Consider the following 19,576-nt stretch of genomic DNA (forward strand, 5'->3'; position numbering starts at 1 on the left):
CCTCCTAATTTGCGAGTTGTTACCATCCTCGTCAAATAATCGAGAAAATATACGAGCTTTTCAGCTAAGAAATTTTACTCTTCTGAAAAGAATATTGATTAGCTGGAATGTTTGCCCACCTTGGTGTATTATGATCAATCCTTGTCACCAGTACCGTCATATCATCTTCTATATCACCGGACCTTGAACGAATAACCTCCTCCATAATAATGTCTGCAATATCCTGAGGGTCACTTGTTTCAATTTCTGCAATCTTGCGTTTGATCCACATTTCATAATTCTCCACATGCTTAGGTCCCTCAAAGATTCCATCACTCATCATGACTAATATGTCGCCAGCCTTTAATTGCTCGGATACAATTTCAACATCAAACTCATAAAAGATACCCATCGGTAAATTTCCAGACTCTACCTTTACCATCTTACTTCCCCTTTTAATAAAGCTAGGTGAAGATCCAACCTTTAAAAACCGTGAAGAAGCATCATGTAAATCAATAATGGCTAAATCTAGCGTAGAGAAAATTTCATCCGTGGTTCGTAACGAAAGAATGGAATTAACAGACTTAATGGCTACTTTTTCTTTAATACCTGACTGTAAAATTTGTTGAAGAAGTCTCAAGGTCTCATTACTTTCACTATGAGCACGCTCACCATTCCCCATTCCATCACTAATCGCCACCGCATACTTCCCAGCCCCAAGCTCAATCATCGAATAACTATCTCCTGATATTAATCCTCCATCCTTTGCAGCGTTCGCCACTCCTGTCGTAATTTTGAAATTTTGGGCAGATCCGAATATATACCGTGTCGGACCCGTCGCAAATTCTGTTTTTTCAATTTTGCTAATGATAATGGTCTCTCCTAAAATTTCCGATAGCATCGGAGCGACTAGTTTTTCTCCCATCCCGTGCTGGTCTGTATAAGGAATCGTCACTTCAATATCCACATTCCCTTTATCTAAACTGTAAATTTCCACCCGCTCAACATCGACACCAAACGTTGAAAAGTTATGCAATATTTCTTCTTCTAAAGCATAATGATTCTCCTGTTCCTTTTGAATCTCCTGTGCGAAATCGTTCATGACTTCTGATACACCTTTTAACTGCTCTGAAACAAGTTTTCGACTCTCCTTTACTTGCTGCTTTAATTTAATATTCGCTTGATAAAATGTTAGCTCCTTCGATATCGCCTGAAGAACCTGTTGACTCCTCGAGCACTTTGCTTTTAAATCCTTATGGAGCTTAGGGGTGAGCGGGACGGGCCCGTTCTCATATTCATGTATAACATCCTTCATCACATTGTACGTTTCATCAAAGTTCCTCACCCAGCAATGCTCCTTTTTAAAACACGTTTGGCACGTCTTTTCTGTCACATTGCTTAGTAAGAAATCAATTTCTCGCTCCTCCTCTAATTCGTCTTTCCCATGCTCTAATTGATCGAAGCTCTTCGCCAGAGCTTGAAAGACGGTACCAAATTGAGCTACTCTACTAGACGTAACGTCCCGAATCTTGCTCAAATACTGATGCTGCTCCTGATAATTCTCTGCCGTTCCTGGAATATGCTTGGCGAGGTTTTGAGTTAAGAATGTTGGGGTAAGGAATAAGAGAAGAGCTGCAACCCCAGATTCGATTAATGTCGGTAAAATGTTGCCACTACTATCACCGTACATGGCCATAAGTAAGGTGGCAATCACTAATCCACTAGCTACCCCTAGTTTTTTCCCTTCTTTCATTAAACCGCCGAGTAAACCAGCAAATGCTAACAAACTAAGCTGATACAGTGAAGTGACATTCGCTAAACTAAAAATTAACCCTGTCACGACACCTACCGTCGACCCGACAGTAGCACCCGCTACAAAAGCAAATAAAATCACTAAATATCTAGATAATATATGCTCTACGGATAGGTCATACATCGACCATCCAATCGTTCCGGTTAAAACTGAGCTCAAAAGAATCACTAAGCTCACAACTTCTTCCGTTTTTAAGGTATTTTTTTGTTTTCTTGATGGATAAAAGGGGAATACTCTGCATAAATATGAGAGTAAGAATAAAGGCAAGAGAAGCTTCTAATCCTGAAATCAGCCCATCATAAATGGTCAGCTGAAAACCGGCATCAAGGTAAAGGGTAGTTAATTTAGAAAAAAGACAACAATAAATGTTATATAGGGCAAGGCATACACATTTTCCTTTCTAAGTTTTGCCGTCGCCTTATACAACCCAATAAAAAAGAGGGCCGCAGAAAATGTATAGACCATTGATTGAAACGATAGGGTTAATGATCCTAGAAGTAGTCCAACAAGTGCAATAGGTGATTGATTCCGCTTCATTACAAATACCGCTGCAAAATACGGCAGGGCAAAAGGAGCTAAATGAGTCAAAATCAGCGCTCTACCAAGCAGTAATCCGACAACAAATAAAAGCAATCCTTTTTGGAATAATAACCACTCTAGCTTCAACTGCATCTTTTTGATAGAAGGCTTCTCCTTTTCTGATGCTGCTCCAAATCCCATATTCTTCTCCATCGGCATATAACCAGCGTTCACTTTCCCCATCATTTAACACTCCCCCAATTACATTTAGTACCACTAATTATAAAAGGACAATTCTTAAAACATTGTCACAATTACAGGACGAGCAGTAAAAATAAATCGACTAACTTCTAGGCATACTGTGTAATATTCTGAATATTCAACGCATTTTCATCATATTACGACCCCTTCTTCCTTCTCTAATAACTTTCAAAAATATATTGACACTTTTTTTATTTTCTATGTATTATAGATTTTGTGCTTTAAAACATAATTTATGGCGGTGTAGCTCAGCTGGCTAGAGCGTACGGTTCATACCCGTGAGGTCGGGGGTTCGATCCCCTCCGCCGCTACCATATTTTTGCGTTTCGGCCCGTTGGTCAAGCGGTTAAGACACCGCCCTTTCACGGCGGTAACACGGGTTCGAATCCCGTACGGGTCATCGGCATAAAAAAGAGAGAATGAAGGTACAAGCTGCCTGGAATTCTCTCTTTTTTTTGTGTGTTTTTTGGTATTGTACTTTTGTGAAGTAAAGGTTAGCTCGGTTGGGACTGCTTTTTAAACGAAATTTTGTGGCTTGGATTTTTTTGCGTGCAGGTTTGTCGTGGGTGGGACTGTCTTCTTGTTCTCTTTTCCTCTCATCTGGTGCGCCTATCTCCAAATCCCGTGCGACTCTTACTTTCTTGTGCGGCTAAACCCTCTTCTCGTGCGGGTTTACTCCAATCTCGTGCGGTCCCCTTCTCTTCTGGTGCGCCTATTTCCCATTCCCGTGCGACTCTTACTTTCTTGTGCGGCTAAACCTCATCCTCGTGCGGGTTTACTCTAATCTAGTGCGGTTCCCTTCTCATTTGGTGCGCCTTTCTCCCATTCTCGTGCGACTCTTACTTTCTTGTGCGGCTAAACCTCATCCTCATGCGGGTTTACTCTAATCTCGTGCGGCTCCCCCAAGCCTCCCCCTACTCTGCACACCTAAAATCCAGCACAAAAAAAACCAAGACACAATGATCTTGGCTGAAGTGGCTTATATCGCATGTAAGCCTGTATATAGAATGGACAGCAAGTTACCCTCTTTTAGCTCCTTTTCCGCCTCTTCTAGATTCTGTGTTCTTTTTAAGAGAGGAAAGGCGGTCTTCACTATCTTTAAGAAAGCGAGCCATTTTTTGTTCGAATGTTTCTCCTCTTGGTGCCGCGCGGTCTTGCTTGTGGTTTGAATTGCCTCGTGGACGTCCGCCACCTGATGGACGGTCATGACGTGGTCTTTCTGGTCTGTCCGGTCTTTCTGGCTTGTCAACTGCTTTACGTATAGATAGGCCGATCTTTCCATCACTTTCTACATTAAGGACTTTAACTGTCACTTCGTCTCCTACTTTTAAGTGATCGTTAATATCCTTTACGTAGTTATCTGCTACTTCACTAATGTGAACTAGACCGGTTTTACCTTCTGGCAACTCCACGAACGCACCAAAATTTGTAATACCTGTCACTTTCCCTTGTAACTTGCTGCCTACTTCGATTGACATAAAAAAATGTTTCCTCCTTAGAAAATGAAAATAACCTTACTATATATTATAGACTTTGATTAAAATACGTGTCAACATACCGAACTCTTATTATGGATTGGAGGTTTCTTCCTTGTCTTTAGGTAAGGTGAAAATAATCTCTCCCTCATCCGAAAGAAAATAATCCCGCCTTGCCAGCTTTTTAATGTATTCGTCGTCATTCAGTTTGATAATCTCTTCTTCTAGCATTTGTTGCTGCGACTCTACCTGTTGTAATTGTTCTTTTTGAGCCTGCAGTTCTTCTTTTTTTGCTTGAAGCGTCCCAGAGCTTGAAAACAACACATTTGCGAGTGCACCAATAATCGCTACGGATAAAGTGAACAATACTAGTAATCTTCTTACTAGCATTTTCTTCTTTACAGATTTTTTATGAGATTGTTGTTCTCGGTACGTTACATAGTCGTTTTGCATCGTTGTAATTTTACGTCTGGAGCTCATTCAAGTTCCTCCTACTTCTTTTTCCTATTACTTATATAATGAACTAGAGCCTTCTTCTTTTTCAAGATAAATTTTCCTGTTCCTTCATATAAGTTATCGACACGAGTTGTAAGAGTTTTAGGGAAAAGTTTCCACGCCTGTAGAAAAATCCACTTCAATGGGAGTAAAAGAAAAATTCTCACGAATTTCCACAATAATAAGAACAACATCCCGACAATTTTCCAGATGGCTCGTCCAATCCATAGAATCGTAGCGAGAAGAAATAGCAGGAGTCCTCTTATAGGTCTGTACACTAGAATGGTAAGTAATTTTACAATGAAACGATAAACTGAGACGACCCCATCGATTACTGATTCCTGTAGCATTAGATAAAACCGCTTTAACAAGGCTTGATACATACTGAAGCCCAAGAGTATCGCGAGGAATAAATAGAATCTCACTTCCCCATAATTAACTAAGTACAGCACGTAAAATATAACGAGTGCTTGAAGAATCCAAAACAATAGGTCATGGACAAACACAATCCAGCGGTTCCGGTTGGGACGGTTTAGAAACCGTTGGTAGGTGTCTAAACTCATCCCTAAAAGAGAACCCATTAAGATCATTGAAAGCATCGTATAGAATTGTGTTGAGAGGGTCATCGGAACAACTTGCCAAAGAAACCTTTAGCTTTCTCCTCATTCTGCTCATCCAGATAGACTATATCAAAGATCTTTCCTTTAATGGAAACCAAGCCTTTGTCGACGTCTAGATTTTTCATTTGTAAATTTTGACCGCGAACAGCTAAGAATCCCATGACTGTTTCTAGGAGAAATTCTTCGTTATCGAAGCTTTCGACTTGTTTTACCCCAGTTATCTCTAATAACCTTCGTCCTCTCATCACAACATCGTGCTCGACCGCTACCTTTGAATGGTTAGGTTGATTTTGATCACCATAATATTGAGTCATTGCTATCCCCCACATCTCTAAAGTACAAGCTTTTGTACTAAGTGTATGTGATGTTGGATCAGGATAGAACTAAAAGGTTATCCTTCTAATTCCTTGACCATTTCCTCACTTACAATCGTGTAAAGAGAAGCTGCATCTTCTTTTTTCGTTGTATCTTTAAGGCTTTCCACTTTAGCGGTTACCACTTTTTGACCAAAGCGTACCTGAAGCTCGTCACCTACTTTTACAGTGGAGCTTGCTTTTGCCACATTCCCATTAATCGTAATTCTTCCTTGGTCGGCTACTTCTTTTGCAAGTGTTCTTCTTTTGATTAAACGTGATACTTTTAAGAATTTATCTAATCTCATCGTTTCCATACTCTTTATTCTCTCCCCTTTGCCTCATTCCATAGAGCATCTAATTGTTCTAATGATAGGTCTGTTAATGTTTGACCTCGTCCAGCTACCGCTTGTTCTATGTACTGAAATCGATGTTTAAATTTCAAGTTTGTTTGAACTAACGCTTCCTCTGGATGGATGTTGAGCATTCTTGCTACATTCACTAGCGAGAAGACCACATCTCCCCATTCCTTTTGGAGGTCTTCATTATTTCCATGCTCCCATTCTTGTGCAAATTCTGCTAGCTCTTCTTTTACTTTTTCCCAGGCGTCTTTAGGATCTTCCCAATCAAATCCAACTTTAGCCGCTTCCTTCTGAAATTCATACCCTTGTTGAAGAGGAGGTAACCCCTTTTTCCCGTCTAAAATTGAGCTTACGTTTGACGACTTCTCCTGCTTTTTAATTTCGTCCCAGTTAGACGTGACCTCATCTGCGTCCTTTACGCTTACATCGCCAAATACATGAGGGTGTCGCCTTACCATCTTCTCACTGATGACTTCTATAACATCTGTGATATCAAACATCCCGTCATCTGCACCGATTTGCGCGTGGAGCATGACTTGTAATAGAACATCACCCAGCTCTTCAATAATGCCATCAATATCATCTTGGTCAATTGCTTCTATTAACTCATATGACTCTTCTAGAAGGTACTTTTTTAATGATTCATGGGTTTGCTTTCGATCCCACGGGCAACCATTTGGCCCTCTGAGTGTCGAGATAATCTCTTTTAACGTAGCAAATTCTTTATACAATTCCTCTTTTTTTGTGAGAGCAGGTACGAATAAACTGGTTAAGTTGTTAAGTTCTGCATGATGATCCATTTCGTACAGTGGAACTTCTCTTATCACTTCATCTCGACTTCCCGCAGCGGTGACGAGCTTCACCTTATGATCGTACGGATATTTCTCAAGTAGCACCAGCTTTACTTCAGAAGCAACCATTGCATCATACACTTGTCCAACAAAGATATTTTGAGTGGGTAAAATGCTGCTTGGATGTAAGTTCGTTCCATCTACTAGCTGAAAGCCCTCAATTGGATCTACTTTTACAGAGGTGAATAAACTATCTAAAAAGCTTTGTCCTCCTAGAATCCCCAGCTCTATTTCTCCATTTCGCTCCGCCTCTATTAGTAATTGAACGGTACGCTCGGCTACTAATGGGTGCCCTGGTACCACGTATAAAACAGGCCCTTTTTCAGACTTTTTGATTAATGTTTGAACGATTGCTTCATACACCGCTTCAAACTGATCGTGTTCTTCGTAGACGGCATCGAATGATTCATACTCGAACCTTCCTTTTCTAACTCTCTTACAACAGGATGTTCTTTCGTACGAAGATATGCGTGAGAGCTTTCTTTTAATCGTTTATAGATTCCATACGGCAGTTGGTCTAAATCTCCTGAGCCTAGCCCTATGACGTCAATTTTATTCATGGAATTCATCACCTTTCTCGTTTCCATTGGAGTTTCTTTAATCGATCTCCAAGTGGGAGGAGTTCTATTTCTCCCTCTTCAAATATACGGCTATTTATCATAGCCAGTGCAAATATGCTAGCTCCCCACGCAACACTAGTAAATGTTTTGAATACAGCTAGTAATCGGTCATCTGGTGCACCTATTCCACTTAGAACAAACAACCAGGCTTGTATGGTTAACGTCATGAGAAAGAGTGCAATCATCCCATCGATAAAAAACGCTTTGGAGAAGGCGCGAACGTCAAATATTTTACGAATTGAGAAAACAAGACACGCACTAATCAAGCCTAACGCCAAAACGGTTGCTATGGATGCACCCATTGTTCCCAATCTTGGAACTAATACGGTGTTACAAGCATATTTGAATACTACTCCTAAAAGAATGAAGATTCCTGGAGTATATATTTTACCAATACCATGTAAAACCCCTGATACTGTTAAAATGATCGAGCTAAACAAGATACTGATGACGAATACAGCAAGTACATTAGATCCTTTATTGGTAGAGAATAATGTAATATTTGTGACCTCTATCACATTCACAAGTCCAACAGCAGCTGCCGACCCTATGACTATACTTACCTTTATGGCTAGTATAATATACCGGTTCACCTCACGATTCTCTCCGCGCTTAAAAGCACCTGATAGCAGCGGCACACTTGTTAAAGATAGTGACGTAGCTACAACCGTTCCTAACTGAATAAGAGGCTGCCCTCTGTCGTAGACACCTTTTTCTATCTTAGCAATGGCTTCGTCTATACCGCTTTCTAAAAGCATGGGATAGACACTAAAGGCATCGACTAGCTGTAAAAGTACGAGCAACATTCCACTTATACAGATAAACGTTCCGTTGACGAGAATCTCTTTCATTAAACGGATATCTAGTGAGGCGTAAGAATGCTTTAACATGCCTTCTTTGTATGTAAAAAAGAATAAGACAAGCATGCCTGTTAATCCACCAGTTACGGACCCAAATAATGCTCCTTCTCCAGCAGCATATAAGGAACGCCCTGAGGCTACAGCAAGATACGATAGAAGTAAAATGGTGACGACTCGGACGATTTGTTCTAGCACCTGCGAAACCGCGGTCGGTATCATATTCCCTTTCCCTTGAAAAAGACCTCTCCATAGAGACAAAAAAGGGAGAAACAAGAATGAAATGGATACCATTTGGATGAGAGGAGTTAAGTGGGGATCTCCCATTCCTTTACTAATAAAAGGGGCAAAGGAAAATAAGAAAGAAAACCCAAGTAATCCCATCCCAAGCAGCAACCAAAAGCCTGTTTTCAAGACTTGGGAAACTCCATATTGGTCGCCATCCTCTATTCGCTCGGCTATCATTCTTGAGAATATGACGGGGAAGCCGTAGGTAGATAACGCGATGAGTACCCCATAAAAAGGATACACCTGCTGATAAATATAGAATCCAGTATCCCCTACTATATTTTGAAAAGGAACTCGGTAGATGGCACTGAGCACTTTCGTCACAAGGGCTGCTACGGTAAGGATCAGCGCTCCTTTCAAGTAGTTCCTAGAATCATGCATATTCAAACCCTCTTATCAATAGAATTACTTGGTATTATAGCATATTTAGGAAGAAAAGAAGGGGAGAGGGGCATGAAAAAAGGTTGTCCATCTATAACGATGAACAACCCTCTCTCCTATTATGATTCCATTTGTCTTGCTAAGAAACTAGCCGCTGTTTCCACAGCTTTTTGCTCTACTTCTCCAAGAGTTCTTTCCTTTGAAGAAATAACCACTGCACCGATTGGGTCTCCGTTCGCTACAATTGGAGCTACCGTATAGGCATGTAATTCTTCATCAAACCCATCGACAAGTGAAACCGTAGATTTTGACGTATTCAATACGGATGTTCGCTCATCCATTGTTTTTTCTAGCAATTCACTGATGCTTTTATTTAAATACTCTTTCTTTGAACCACCAGCAACAGCAATGATGACATCTCGGTCACATATCATGACTGGACTTGCTAAGCTATCATACAAGGCTTCTGCGTACTCTTTTGCAAAATCACTTAACTCACTGATTGGTGAATATTTCTTTAAAATAACTTCCCCTTCACGATCGACAAAGATCTCTAAAGGGTCACCCTCTCTAATACGAAGTGTTCTTCTGATTTCCTTCGGAATTACTACACGTCCCAAATCATCAATTCGACGAACAATACCAGTTGCTTTCATCTTACGTTGCCTCACTTTCATCAGATGATAAATGGAAAGGATTCTGTATCTCTTGAATCAATTTCCAAGATTGAAATTAGTATCCTTCAATCGCCCATGAATATACACTAACAACGTTTTTTCTCTATGTTACATAAATCTACTACAACAGGGTGAACTTTCCATATTAGAATACATAGAGACTTTACCCGTTTTCTAGTGGTTAAAACGTATCATCTGATAGCTGCGAGATTAGTCACGCTTGGCATGTTTTAAATTTTTTACAATATCGTAGGCTTTTTCAAACCATTCTTTAGGTTTAACACCCTTCGTCTTAATGGATACCTGCAGTTGGTTGCTTTCTAAACGCAGCTCCACATCTCTACCGTGTTTAAGAGTCGTTAGCTCCATCACCTTACTACCGTCAATTGAGTTGGTACCCTCTTCTGTCATATAGATGGTTACTTTTCCTTTTTCATCTTTTATCGTTTGCAGCTTCGACTCGACTGCAAAAATACGCATTTCAGCGATCTGAAGAAGAAGCGATACTTCTTCAGGATATTCTCCGAATCGGTCAATCAAAATTTCTTTAAGCTCCTCTACCTCTTCTTCCGTAGAAAGAGCTCGCACTTGTTTATACATTTCAATCTTTTGCTTTCCATCAGGTATATAAAATTCAGGAATGTAGGCGTCTAGACTTACCTCTACTTCAAACGCTGACGTTGATTCTTTAGGTGAAGTTGTTTTCATCGATTTGTCTTCCTTCAATACGCTCTTACGTTCTTCAATCGCATCTTTTAGCATTTGAGAGTACAAATCAAAGCCAACAGAATCAATAAAGCCGTGCTGCTCTGCTCCTAATAAGTTTCCTGCTCCGCGGATACTCAAATCGCGCATCGCAATTTTAAAGCCTGAGCCAAGCTCTGTAAATTCTTTAATCGCTTGAAGTCGTTTCTCTGCAACATCTGATAATACTTTATCTTTCCGATACGTAAAGTAAGCGTAGGCCACGCGGTTTGACCGTCCGACGCGTCCACGCAGCTGATACAGCTGCGAGAGACCCATACGATCCGCATCATGTACGATTAGAGTGTTCGCATTAGGAATATCCACACCCGTTTCAATAATAGTGGTCGTCACTAATACATCTGCTTCTCCTTCTAAGAAGCTTAATATAACCGATTCCAACTCATTCTCGGTCATTCTCCCGTGTGCATATACCACTCTTGCCTCTGGAACAAGCATCGCAATCTCGTCTGCCTTGCGCTCGATATCCTCTACCCGGTTATATAAGAAGAATACCTGTCCTTCTCTAGCTAATTCTCTTTCAATCGCTTCCCGTACGAGAGCTCCGTTATATTCAAGAACGTACGTCTGAACCGGGAACCTGTTCTCTGGTGGTGTTTCAATGACTGATAAATCACGCACCCCAAGCATCGACATATGTAACGTTCTTGGAATAGGGGTAGCTGTTAAGGTTAACACGTCAATATTCGTTTTAAGCTGCTTAATTTTCTCCTTATGGGTCACACCAAATCGTTGCTCTTCATCAATAATTAATAATCCCAAATCCTTGTATCCAATTTCCTTTGATAATAAGCGATGGGTTCCAACCACTATATCCACACTACCATCCTTTAACCCTTTAATGGTATCTGTTTGTTGCTTGCGTGTTCTAAAGCGGCTGAGTAAAGAGACATTGACCGGAAAATCTTGAAAACGTTCCTTCATCGTCTCATAATGCTGTTGAGCTAAGATGGTCGTGGGTACGAGAAAGGCTACCTGCTTCCCATCCGCAATTGCTTTAAAAGCAGCACGAATGGCCACTTCTGTTTTTCCATATCCCACATCTCCGCAAAGAAGACGGTCCATCGGCCGAGATTTCTCCATATCCCGTTTAATCTCTTGAATAGATCGTGTTTGGTCTTCCGTTTCCTGATATGGAAACAACGATTCAAATTCACGCTGCATTTCTCCGTCTGGATTAAAGGCGTAGCCGACCGCCGCTTCGCGCTCTGCGTATAACTTAATTAAATCATCGGCAATATCTTGAACAGAGGATTCAACTTTTCGTTTAACCTTTGCCCATTCACTACCCCCAAGCTTATACAGCTTTGGTTCTTTGCCTTCAGATGCAACATATTTCTGAACAAGATCAATTTGCTCTACTGGAACATATAATTTGTCTGTTCCTTGGTAGCGAAGATGCAAATAGTCTTTATGTGCCCCGTTAATCATGAGCGTTTCGATTCCTAAATACTTCCCTATCCCGTGATTAACGTGAACAACATAGTCGCCTACCTTTAGTTCTGAGTAGCTCTTAATACGCTCTGCGTTTGAAAGCTTCTGCCTTCTTGCAGGAGCTTTTTTCGTTTTTTTATTGAACAGCTCTTCTTCTGTGATGACGGCGAGCTTCTGAAGCGGCAACTCGAAACCGCTATGTAAAGAACCTTCGACAAGCTGAGCAATGCCGTATTGAAAGGCTTCATTTTCACTTAATACTGTAGTATGAATCTCATATTCTTCTAGCATTCTTTGAACTTTTGTTTGCCGCTCTTTTGTCGGAATCAAAAGTAAAACAGCTGTCCCTGTTTTCTTCCAACGTTCAATTTCTGCTTTAAATACATGCATTTGTCCGTGAAAGTTCTGCATTGGCTTACAGGAAAGATTGACAATATTCTCCGGAGAAGATTGCGGAATGCTTCTCATGAATAACGACATATAAATCTTTGTTTGTTCACATAGGGCCTTTACTTTTTCTAACGAATAGGAAATGGTTACATTGTGGACAATCTTTCCTTCTTCAAGTAAGCTGGTAAACCATTCTCCTTCTTCCTTTTCAAGAGACTGATTAATTTCTCCTATCCTACTGTACTCATCAAAGATAACAATCCCGTTTGAAGCAACATAATCTAGCAAACTACTCGGCTCTTCGTACGCTAAACTACTATACTTAAATAAATCATCTGGTAACTGACCATTTCGTAATCTTTCTAAGTCATATCCAATATTTTGGGATAATTTCTCTTTTGCTTTCGTCGATTTCAGCTTTTTTAAACTTAGCGCAAGCTCTGTTGCAAGCTTATCCCCTAGCCTTGCAATGTCTTGTGAGGTTAAAACAAGCTCTGTTGCAGGGGGGATAAGGACCGTTTGAAGCTTATCAATCGATCGTTGATCTTCTGCTGAAAACGTACGAATAGAATCAACCTCAGTATCAAAGAGTTCAATACGTACAGGATCAGTGCTTGTTAAAGGATAGATATCAATAATTCCTCCTCTAACGCTAAATTCTCCTGGGGCGCTAACCATATCAGCACGTGTGTACCCAGTTTGAACTAAAGATGTTAATAGGGAGGATACGTTAATATCCTCTCCTACCGTTAACGTGATTTGGAACATTTCCCACTCTTTTTTTGGTGGCAACAGTTTCCTAATCCCTGCCATTGGAACAATATAGATTCCCTTATGGCCAGAAGCCATATGATATAGCGTATCGATCCGCTGTGCTTTCAACTCAGGACTTGAAATACTTAATTCAGCAGCAATAAGCTCATTCGCTGGATAAAGATAAACAGACTCCTCCCCTAAAAGAGCAATCAAATCCTCCTGCAGCTTTTGAGCTTGAAATAGATTATGAGTAACCACAACAGTTTGTCTATTAGTATCCTTAAAAACAGAAGCAATAAATAAACTTCTCCCAGAGCCAGACAGGCCTGCAATGAGTTGCTCATGCAAGCCTTCTTGAATCCCCGAAACAATGGATTGTACATCTTCCTTTTCAGAAAGCAATGAAATCATTTTATGCAACTTGTGCTCCTCCCCTTCTGCAAGCACGATCAAAAGAATCATGAATCGTATATCAATAGAAAAAACGCTTTGGACCCATCTTTTTGTTTCCAAAGCATGCTATCAATGAATGAGAAAATCTAAAAGATGATAATCAGGTGTTCTTTCTAGAGATTCTTGGCAATCTTCACATATGGCTTGTATCATGATATTCCCATCATCAGTATAGGAAACCATCTCATTTCGTTCTTCTTGATTTAATGCTTGAAGACCTAGTTTTTCTGAGTGAATAGACATGTTTTGAATCGAACCAATATGAGTTCCACAATGTCTGCACGTATAGTGTATCGCCATGCTCTAATCCCCCTTCCGGTCCATACTTCTTTTTATAGTATGAACGGAAAAGGGATGTGTTATTCATAGAGGAAAGCCTAATTAAATTTATTCATAACAGATAAAAATGGTTCTTTCAACCAGGCTTCACAAGCATCTGCGGAAGCCTTTACAACTTCTTCAACTAACGGCTGTTCACTTGCTGTGAATTTCCCTAGAACATAGTTTGGGACGGTCATTCCTGAAGGTGGACGGTCAACTCCGAGTCGAATTCGGTTGAATTGCTGACTGCCTAAATGAGCAATCGTCGACTTCATTCCATTATGTCCGCCGGCACTTCCCTTTTGTCTTAAACGTAGCTTGCCAACCGGAAGATCAAGATCATCATAAATGACAACCAGATCTTCTATATCTATATCGTAATAGTCCATAAGTGGACGAATACTCTCTCCTGATAGGTTCATGTAAGTGAGAGGCTTTAATAAGATAAACTTCTCCCCTTCATGACGAACGATGGAATAGACTCCTTTAAATTTAGATTGATCTAGAGCTACATTAAATCGTTTGGCGAGCTCATCAATTACTTCAAATCCAATGTTGTGGCGTGTTCCATCAAACTTAGCCCCAGGATTTCCTAAGCCAACTATTAGCTTCAACTACATACACCTCTCTTGTTACATTATCTTTAGTCTATACGAAAATGGGCTTAACCACAAAAGGTTAAGCCCATTTTTTTCGTTATTTATTCTTCATCAGAACCAACAGGCTCGGTTTCTCTACCTTCCTCATTTGTAGGGTGACCGCCCTCTTGTTCTTCACCACTGTTGATTTCTTCTTCTTGTCTTGGCGCTAGAATCGAAGCGACCGTTACATCATCTTCTAGGTTTAGCTCGTAAGAGAATTGCTGTCTTATATCTCCTACCGTAATCGTTTCCCCTACTTGAAGATTCTCCACATCTACTTTTATGCTATCTGGAAAGTCTTGTGGTTTTGCCGTGACAGATATTTCATGAAGAGGTTGTTGCATAACGCCACCATCTTTCACACCTGCAGCATCTCCTACTAGATCAATTCTTACGCTTGCTTCCATATCTTCAGACATGTTAATCGCTAGGAAGTCCGCATGAACCACTTCGTCTTTAATTGGGTCACGTTGATAATCTGTTAAGACTACCTGCGTTTTATTTCCGTCAACTAATAGATTAATGATACCATTCCTTCCAACTTCTCTCATGGTTTTAATGAAAGAAGGTTCATCAATCATAATAGAGGTTGAATCCATTTTATGCCCATATACTACCGCAGGGATACTCCCTTGATTTCGTAAGCTTGTTAAATCAGAACGCTTGAACCCTTCTCGTTTTGTAGCCGTCAATTGGTTTGACATATGTACTCCACCTTTCTACTGAATAAATAAGCCTTTCTATTAAAATTCCCCAAATAGAACCGGTCTAAACAATAGAAAATGAAATGTGTGGAAAGAGCTATAAAAAAAAGACTATCCAAAGATGAAAAACCTTTGGATAGTCTCCTATCATTAATCGAATAAAGTACTTACAGATTGCTCTTCAAATACGCGGATAATCGCTTCACCGATTAGAGGAGCAACACTTAACTGTACAAGTTTTTCTATTTTCTTTTCTTCTGGAAGGGCAATAGAGTTTGTCACCACTAGCTCTTTAATTTGAGAGTTATGAATACGGTCAATAGCAGGCCCTGATAGTACAGGATGTGTACAGCATGCGTACACTTCTTTTGCACCGTTTTCAACTAGAGCATTTGCTGCTAACGTGATCGTACCGGCGGTATCGATAATATCGTCGATTAGAATCGCTTTTTTACCATCAATATGACCTACGATATTCATCACTTCAGCAACATTTGGCTTTGGACGACGTTTATCAATAATAGCTATCGGTGCTTTAAGACGCTCTGCAAGCTTACGCGCACGTGTTACACCACCGTGGTCTGGAGATACAATGACTACATCCTCATCTATGAAACCTTTACTTTCAAAGTAATCACCTAAGATTGGAACACCCATTAAGTGATCAATAAGAATATCAAAGAATCCTTGAATTTGCGGGGCATGTAAGTCCAAAGTAATCACACGATCAGCACCAGCAGTTTCTAATAGGTTTGCTACTAGTTTTGCTGTAATTGGTTCACGAGCACGTGCTTTACGGTCTTGTCTAGCGTATCCGTAATATGGATTAACAATATTAATGGTTTTTGCTGACGCACGTTTCAACGCATCAATCATAATTAATAACTCCATTAGGTTCTCATTCACTGGAGCGCTTGTTGATTGGATAACGAATACATCACAGCCGCGAATACTTTCTTCAATGTTGATTTGAATCTCACCATCACTGAATCGTTTTACCGAACATTGACCAAGCTCTACACCGACTTCGCTTGCGATCTCTTTCGCCAGCTCTACATTTGAATTCAAAGCAAAGACCTTTAGCTTAGAATTTTGGTACTGATTTTCCATTTGTTATTGACCCCTCCAACTATTACTTTAAGTTAAGATTTTTAACGTAATCTTCTTTATTCACTTGACGAGCTCTTGCTATAGTTAACGCCTCAGACGGAACATCTTCTGTAACAGTTGATCCCGCTGCTACATAGGCTCCTTTACCAACGGTAACTGGTGCTATTAGATTAGAGTTACATCCAATGAACGCTCCGTCTTCAATCGTGGTTAGATGCTTATTTTTCCCATCATAGTTCACGGTAATAGAGCCGCATCCTAGATTCACATCAGAACCAACCTTTGCATCACCAATATAGCTTAGGTGAGATGCTTTACTCTTAGGACCCATCTCTGATTTCTTCACTTCCACGAAGTTTCCTATTTTTACTTCATTATGAATACTTGAAGCTGGACGGATATGGGCAAATGGCCCAATTGTAACCTCATCCCCAATTTCACTGTCATGTGCAACAGATTGCTTAATAGTCGTAGCGTTACCTATTTTACATGCTTTAATCTCAGTTCCTGGTCCGATCAAACAATCTTCTCCAATCACTGATAGACCTTGAATATAAGTGTTTGGAAGAATAACTGTATCTTTCCCAATTTGTACATCCGCTTCAATATAAGTGGATGCTGGGTCAATAATAGTTACACCGTTTCTCATATGAGCTTCATTTATTCGTTTTCTCATAATGGTCTCTGCTTGAGAAAGAGCTACTCGGTCATTAACCCCTAGAGTTTCTTCCAAATCAGAGGTCTGATAGGCAGCGACAATTTGTCCTTCTGACTTCAAGATCTCCATAACATCTGGAAGATAGTATTCACCCTGTGCGTTATCATTTTTTACTTTTTTAAGCGCCTGGAATAGTGCTTCATTATCAAAGCAGTATGTACCCGTATTAATTTCTTTTACACTCTTTTCTGCTTCAGAAGCATCTTTTTGCTCCACAATGCGCTCTACATGACCGTCTTCATTACGAATGACGCGCCCATAGCCAGTTGGGTCTTCAGCATAACCTGTTAGGACAGTGGCTTTTGCTCCCAGCTTGGTATGCTCTTCCATTAACGCTTCCATTGTAGACGTTTTAATTAGAGGGGTATCCCCACAAATGACGAGAGTGATTCCTTTTTTATCTTGTAGCAGTTCTTCTGCTTGCATAACGGCATGAGCCGTTCCTAACTGTTCTTTTTGAAGAGCAAAATCACTTTTACCTTCTAAGTATGATTGAACTTTCTCAGCACCAAACCCTACGATTGTTACAGTTTGATCTATACTTAAAGAAGATAGTTGATCCACAACGTGTTCAACCATTGGTTTTCCACAAACTGGGTGCAATACCTTATATAACTTAGATTTCATTCGAGTTCCTTGACCTGCTGCCAGAATAATAGCATATCGATTCATTAATTTAGGCCTCCAGTAACCTTTTTATCCATTAAAGACTATATCCTAAAACCTCCTTGATTTCAAGACAACATATGAAACTACCGAATTGAATTTCTTTATGAAATGGGAATAAATGTTTAAGATGGGGATGTTGGGGTAAATGGGGAAGGGATTAAGGTAGAAAAAAACTTAATAAAAAAAGAGCCATACTTCTAGAAGCAGGCTCTAGTTGCAAACGATTCTATTAGGAGGCACCGGCTTCTTCTAATTCCATCCCCTCTAGCTCTCCTAAACGATGGTATTCTTCAAGAACAGCATCTTGAATCTTCCCACGTGTAGTAGAATTAATTGGGTGAGCAATATCGCGGAATTCTCCATCAGGAGTACGCTTGCTTGGCATCGCGACAAATAGACCGTTGTTGCCATCGATCACACGAATATCATGAACAACAAATTCATTGTCTAATGTAATTGACGCAATTGCACGCATGCGACCATCCGTATTTACTCGACGTAATCTTACATCAGTTACTTCCATTTTGTTCACCACCTTTTTTTCTAGATGAAATGTCTTTAACTATATTCCATAAAAATTTCAATATTCCTTCTTTATCGTTAAAAAAATTAAAAAAAAATTAACGAAAAATAGGTAAATATACCGTTCAATCTACCCAAAATACTATATTTGGTAAACTCAACATGGCCGATTTTCATATATTTCTACCTGTTTTTACTAAAATGATCGCGCTAAAGCATTAAAAAAAGACAAGGTTCAAATCACACTACCAACCTTGTCTTTTTTTCTACATTTTATACCTTTTATAGGTCTTTTTTTATACCACCATTATTTCACTAAAGCAATGACTTCAATTTCAATAGAAACATCCTTCGGAAGCTTAGATACTTCCACACATGAACGCGCTGGTTTATGAGTAGAAAAATAAGTCGAATAAATGTCATTCACTGTTTGAAAATCGTTCAGGTCCTTCAAGAAAATAGTCGTTTTCACAACTGTCTCAAAGCTTGCACCTGCCTCCTCCAAAACCGCTTGCAAATTCTTCATTACTTGATGCGTCTGTTCTTTAATAGACTCCCCTACAAGGTCGCCATCCTTCGTTAAAGGGATCTGCCCTGAACTATAGAACATGTTATTCACGATAATTCCTTGCGAATATGGACCAATAGCTGCTGGAGCTAGGTCAGTATGAATCGCCTTCATCTTATTAGACACCCCTTCTTATAAGAATTCTTGCTTTGTTTCAAAGTAATTTCCTAAAGAAACTTTAATGGTTTTTTCTCTTTCGTTCACTTCTGTTAATTTCACCAGCGAGACATAATCATCAACTAAGCGATCTTTCGTTTCTTCGGATTCAACTAACACACCTATCCCCGCGACATTCGCAGAAAATTCTTCAAGAAGGCTCTTCATGCCGTTTACCGTTCCACCAGCCTTCATAAAATCATCCACGATCAAGACATTAGCATTTTCTTTTAAGCTTCTCTTAGATAAAACCATCGTTTGAATTCGTTTGGATGATCCAGACACATAATTAATAGAAACCGTGGATCCTTCCGTTACTTTACTGTCTCTTCTCACTACAACCACAGGAACATTTAAATGATTAGCTACTGCATGAGCAATTGGAATACCTTTTGTTGCCACGGTCATAATGACGTCGATATCTTTTTGGTGAAAGGCATTTGCTAAGAGCTTGCCCATTTTATTTAATGTTTTAGGATCCCCGAGCAGGTCCGTCATATAGAGATAACCACCAGGCAACAACCGAGTAGCCGCTCCAAACTGCTCACATAAGTCTTCAATTAATTCCCTTGCTTCTGACTCTTGAAGGCGAGTAATAAACCGAACGCCCCCAGCAGCTCCTGGTACTGTTTGTAAGGTTCCTATTCCACGTTCTTCAAACGTCGCTTTAATAATCACTAAATCCTCGCTGATGGATGATTTAGCTGCATTATATATTTCAGCAAAGTAAGACAAGGAAATCAGTTGAAAAGGATTTTTCACTAAATAATACGTCATATCGACTAACCGTTCACTTCGTTTAAATTTCACTAGTCTAG

At 39.9% G+C, this 19,576-nt stretch carries 17 protein-coding genes, 2 tRNA genes and 2 pseudogenes; 2 read left to right on the forward strand and 19 right to left on the reverse strand.

The features are described 5' to 3' along the window. Positions 1–64 precede the first annotated feature (64 nt). Entirely contained in the window at positions 65–2,059 is a 1,995-nt protein-coding gene (gene spoIIE / locus M44_RS19445; protein ID WP_010169529.1) for a stage II sporulation protein E, read from the reverse strand. Continuing rightward, positions 2,040–2,557: pseudogene (locus tag M44_RS28645) on the reverse strand (stage II sporulation protein E); the annotation flags it as partial. The pseudogene M44_RS28645 and the gene spoIIE, both read right to left, overlap by 20 nt. 252 nt (positions 2,558–2,809) lie before the next feature. Here M44_RS28645 and M44_RS00410 point away from each other — a divergent pair. Together M44_RS00410 and M44_RS00415 are read left to right on the forward strand one after the other, a co-directional pair. Next, positions 2,810–2,886, forward strand: a tRNA-Met gene (locus tag M44_RS00410). A 14-nt stretch (positions 2,887–2,900) separates the two neighbouring features. Next, positions 2,901–2,972, forward strand: a tRNA-Glu gene (locus tag M44_RS00415). Between the two features lie 619 nt (positions 2,973–3,591). Here the strand turns inward: M44_RS00415 and M44_RS00425 are convergent. The 17 genes and pseudogenes from M44_RS00425 to purR form a co-directional block, all read right to left on the reverse strand. Further along, complete coding sequence (locus tag M44_RS00425) at positions 3,592–4,050, reverse strand: S1 domain-containing RNA-binding protein (protein WP_010169537.1); 459 nt, start codon at positions 4,048–4,050, stop codon at positions 3,592–3,594. Positions 4,051–4,140: 90 nt separating this feature from the next. Further along, positions 4,141–4,527, reverse strand: a complete 387-nt coding sequence (locus M44_RS00430) for an FtsB family cell division protein (protein WP_010169539.1) — start codon at positions 4,525–4,527, stop codon at positions 4,141–4,143. Positions 4,528–4,538: 11 nt separating this feature from the next. Beyond that, complete coding sequence (yabQ, locus tag M44_RS29695) at positions 4,539–5,168, reverse strand: spore cortex biosynthesis protein YabQ (RefSeq protein WP_010169541.1); 630 nt, start codon at positions 5,166–5,168, stop codon at positions 4,539–4,541. Then, positions 5,165–5,476 (reverse strand): sporulation protein YabP, encoded by a 312-nt coding sequence (gene yabP / locus M44_RS00440; protein ID WP_010169543.1) that lies wholly within the window; start codon positions 5,474–5,476, stop codon positions 5,165–5,167. The genes yabQ and yabP overlap by 4 nt, the downstream gene beginning before the upstream one ends. A 77-nt stretch (positions 5,477–5,553) precedes the next feature. Continuing rightward, positions 5,554–5,823, reverse strand: coding sequence for an RNA-binding S4 domain-containing protein (locus tag M44_RS00445; RefSeq protein ID WP_010169545.1), 270 nt, complete (start codon positions 5,821–5,823; stop codon positions 5,554–5,556). Between the two features lie 14 nt (positions 5,824–5,837). Then, positions 5,838–7,288, reverse strand: a pseudogene (gene yabN, locus M44_RS19450) (bifunctional methyltransferase/pyrophosphohydrolase YabN). Between the two features lie 8 nt (positions 7,289–7,296). After that, positions 7,297–8,874 (reverse strand): putative polysaccharide biosynthesis protein, encoded by a 1,578-nt coding sequence (locus tag M44_RS00455; RefSeq protein ID WP_010169547.1) that lies wholly within the window; start codon positions 8,872–8,874, stop codon positions 7,297–7,299. Positions 8,875–8,993: 119 nt separating this feature from the next. Next, positions 8,994–9,530 carry a stage V sporulation protein T gene (spoVT, locus tag M44_RS00460; RefSeq protein WP_010169549.1) on the reverse strand — a complete coding sequence of 179 codons (537 nt, stop codon included), beginning with the start codon at positions 9,528–9,530 and terminating at the stop codon, positions 8,994–8,996. 231 nt (positions 9,531–9,761) lie between these two features. Next, positions 9,762–13,307 (reverse strand): transcription-repair coupling factor, encoded by a 3,546-nt coding sequence (gene mfd, locus M44_RS00465; protein WP_010169550.1) that lies wholly within the window; start codon positions 13,305–13,307, stop codon positions 9,762–9,764. Between the two features lie 111 nt (positions 13,308–13,418). Continuing rightward, positions 13,419–13,649 carry an anti-sigma-F factor Fin gene (locus M44_RS00470; RefSeq protein WP_010169552.1) on the reverse strand — a complete coding sequence of 77 codons (231 nt, stop codon included), beginning with the start codon at positions 13,647–13,649 and terminating at the stop codon, positions 13,419–13,421. A gap of 77 nt (positions 13,650–13,726) precedes the next feature. Next, on the reverse strand, positions 13,727–14,284 hold the full coding sequence (gene pth / locus M44_RS00475) for an aminoacyl-tRNA hydrolase (RefSeq protein ID WP_010169554.1): 558 nt from the start codon (positions 14,282–14,284) through the stop codon (positions 13,727–13,729). A gap of 86 nt (positions 14,285–14,370) precedes the next feature. Then, a complete protein-coding gene (locus tag M44_RS00480; protein WP_010169556.1) occupies positions 14,371–15,015 on the reverse strand; it encodes a 50S ribosomal protein L25/general stress protein Ctc in 645 nt (214 codons plus the stop codon). A 150-nt stretch (positions 15,016–15,165) separates the two neighbouring features. After that, positions 15,166–16,125 carry a ribose-phosphate diphosphokinase gene (locus M44_RS00485; RefSeq protein WP_010169558.1) on the reverse strand — a complete coding sequence of 320 codons (960 nt, stop codon included), beginning with the start codon at positions 16,123–16,125 and terminating at the stop codon, positions 15,166–15,168. A 22-nt stretch (positions 16,126–16,147) separates the two neighbouring features. Next, positions 16,148–17,515, reverse strand: a complete 1,368-nt coding sequence (gene glmU, locus M44_RS00490) for a bifunctional UDP-N-acetylglucosamine diphosphorylase/glucosamine-1-phosphate N-acetyltransferase GlmU (protein WP_010169560.1) — start codon at positions 17,513–17,515, stop codon at positions 16,148–16,150. A 226-nt stretch (positions 17,516–17,741) separates the two neighbouring features. Next, the gene (gene spoVG, locus M44_RS00495) at positions 17,742–18,035 is read right to left on the reverse strand and encodes a septation regulator SpoVG (protein ID WP_010169562.1); all 294 of its coding nucleotides are present in this window, start codon (positions 18,033–18,035) and stop codon (positions 17,742–17,744) included. A 306-nt stretch (positions 18,036–18,341) separates the two neighbouring features. Beyond that, positions 18,342–18,716 carry a RidA family protein gene (locus tag M44_RS00500; protein WP_010169564.1) on the reverse strand — a complete coding sequence of 125 codons (375 nt, stop codon included), beginning with the start codon at positions 18,714–18,716 and terminating at the stop codon, positions 18,342–18,344. A gap of 18 nt (positions 18,717–18,734) precedes the next feature. Further along, a complete protein-coding gene (purR, locus tag M44_RS00505; protein WP_010169566.1) occupies positions 18,735–19,568 on the reverse strand; it encodes a pur operon repressor in 834 nt (277 codons plus the stop codon). Positions 19,569–19,576 lie beyond the last annotated feature (8 nt).

This window comes from Bacillus coahuilensis m4-4, from assembly GCF_000171615.1.
Taxonomy (GTDB): Bacteria; Bacillota; Bacilli; order Bacillales; family Bacillaceae_K; genus Bacillus_T; species Bacillus_T coahuilensis.

Bases quoted from the DNA above. Each gene is read 5' to 3' on its own strand.
- spoVT (WP_010169549.1), bottom strand. From the start codon at position 9,530: ATGAAAGCAACTGGTATTGTTCGTCGAATTGATGATTTGGGACGTGTA.
- mfd (WP_010169550.1), bottom strand. From the start codon at position 13,307: ATGATTTCATTGCTTTCTGAAAAGGAAGATGTACAATCCATTGTTTCG.
- M44_RS00470 (WP_010169552.1), bottom strand. From the start codon at position 13,649: ATGGCGATACACTATACGTGCAGACATTGTGGAACTCATATTGGTTCG.
- M44_RS00430 (WP_010169539.1), bottom strand. From the start codon at position 4,527: ATGAGCTCCAGACGTAAAATTACAACGATGCAAAACGACTATGTAACG.
- yabP (WP_010169543.1), bottom strand. From the start codon at position 5,476: ATGACTCAATATTATGGTGATCAAAATCAACCTAACCATTCAAAGGTA.
- yabQ (WP_010169541.1), bottom strand. From the start codon at position 5,168: ATGACCCTCTCAACACAATTCTATACGATGCTTTCAATGATCTTAATG.
- M44_RS00480 (WP_010169556.1), bottom strand. From the start codon at position 15,015: ATGTCAAACCAATTGACGGCTACAAAACGAGAAGGGTTCAAGCGTTCT.
- M44_RS00485 (WP_010169558.1), bottom strand. From the start codon at position 16,125: ATGGAAAATCAGTACCAAAATTCTAAGCTAAAGGTCTTTGCTTTGAAT.
- spoVG (WP_010169562.1), bottom strand. From the start codon at position 18,035: ATGGAAGTAACTGATGTAAGATTACGTCGAGTAAATACGGATGGTCGC.
- M44_RS00455 (WP_010169547.1), bottom strand. From the start codon at position 8,874: ATGCATGATTCTAGGAACTACTTGAAAGGAGCGCTGATCCTTACCGTA.
- M44_RS00445 (WP_010169545.1), bottom strand. From the start codon at position 5,823: ATGAGATTAGATAAATTCTTAAAAGTATCACGTTTAATCAAAAGAAGA.
- glmU (WP_010169560.1), bottom strand. From the start codon at position 17,515: ATGAATCGATATGCTATTATTCTGGCAGCAGGTCAAGGAACTCGAATG.
- M44_RS00425 (WP_010169537.1), bottom strand. From the start codon at position 4,050: ATGTCAATCGAAGTAGGCAGCAAGTTACAAGGGAAAGTGACAGGTATT.
- M44_RS00500 (WP_010169564.1), bottom strand. From the start codon at position 18,716: ATGAAGGCGATTCATACTGACCTAGCTCCAGCAGCTATTGGTCCATAT.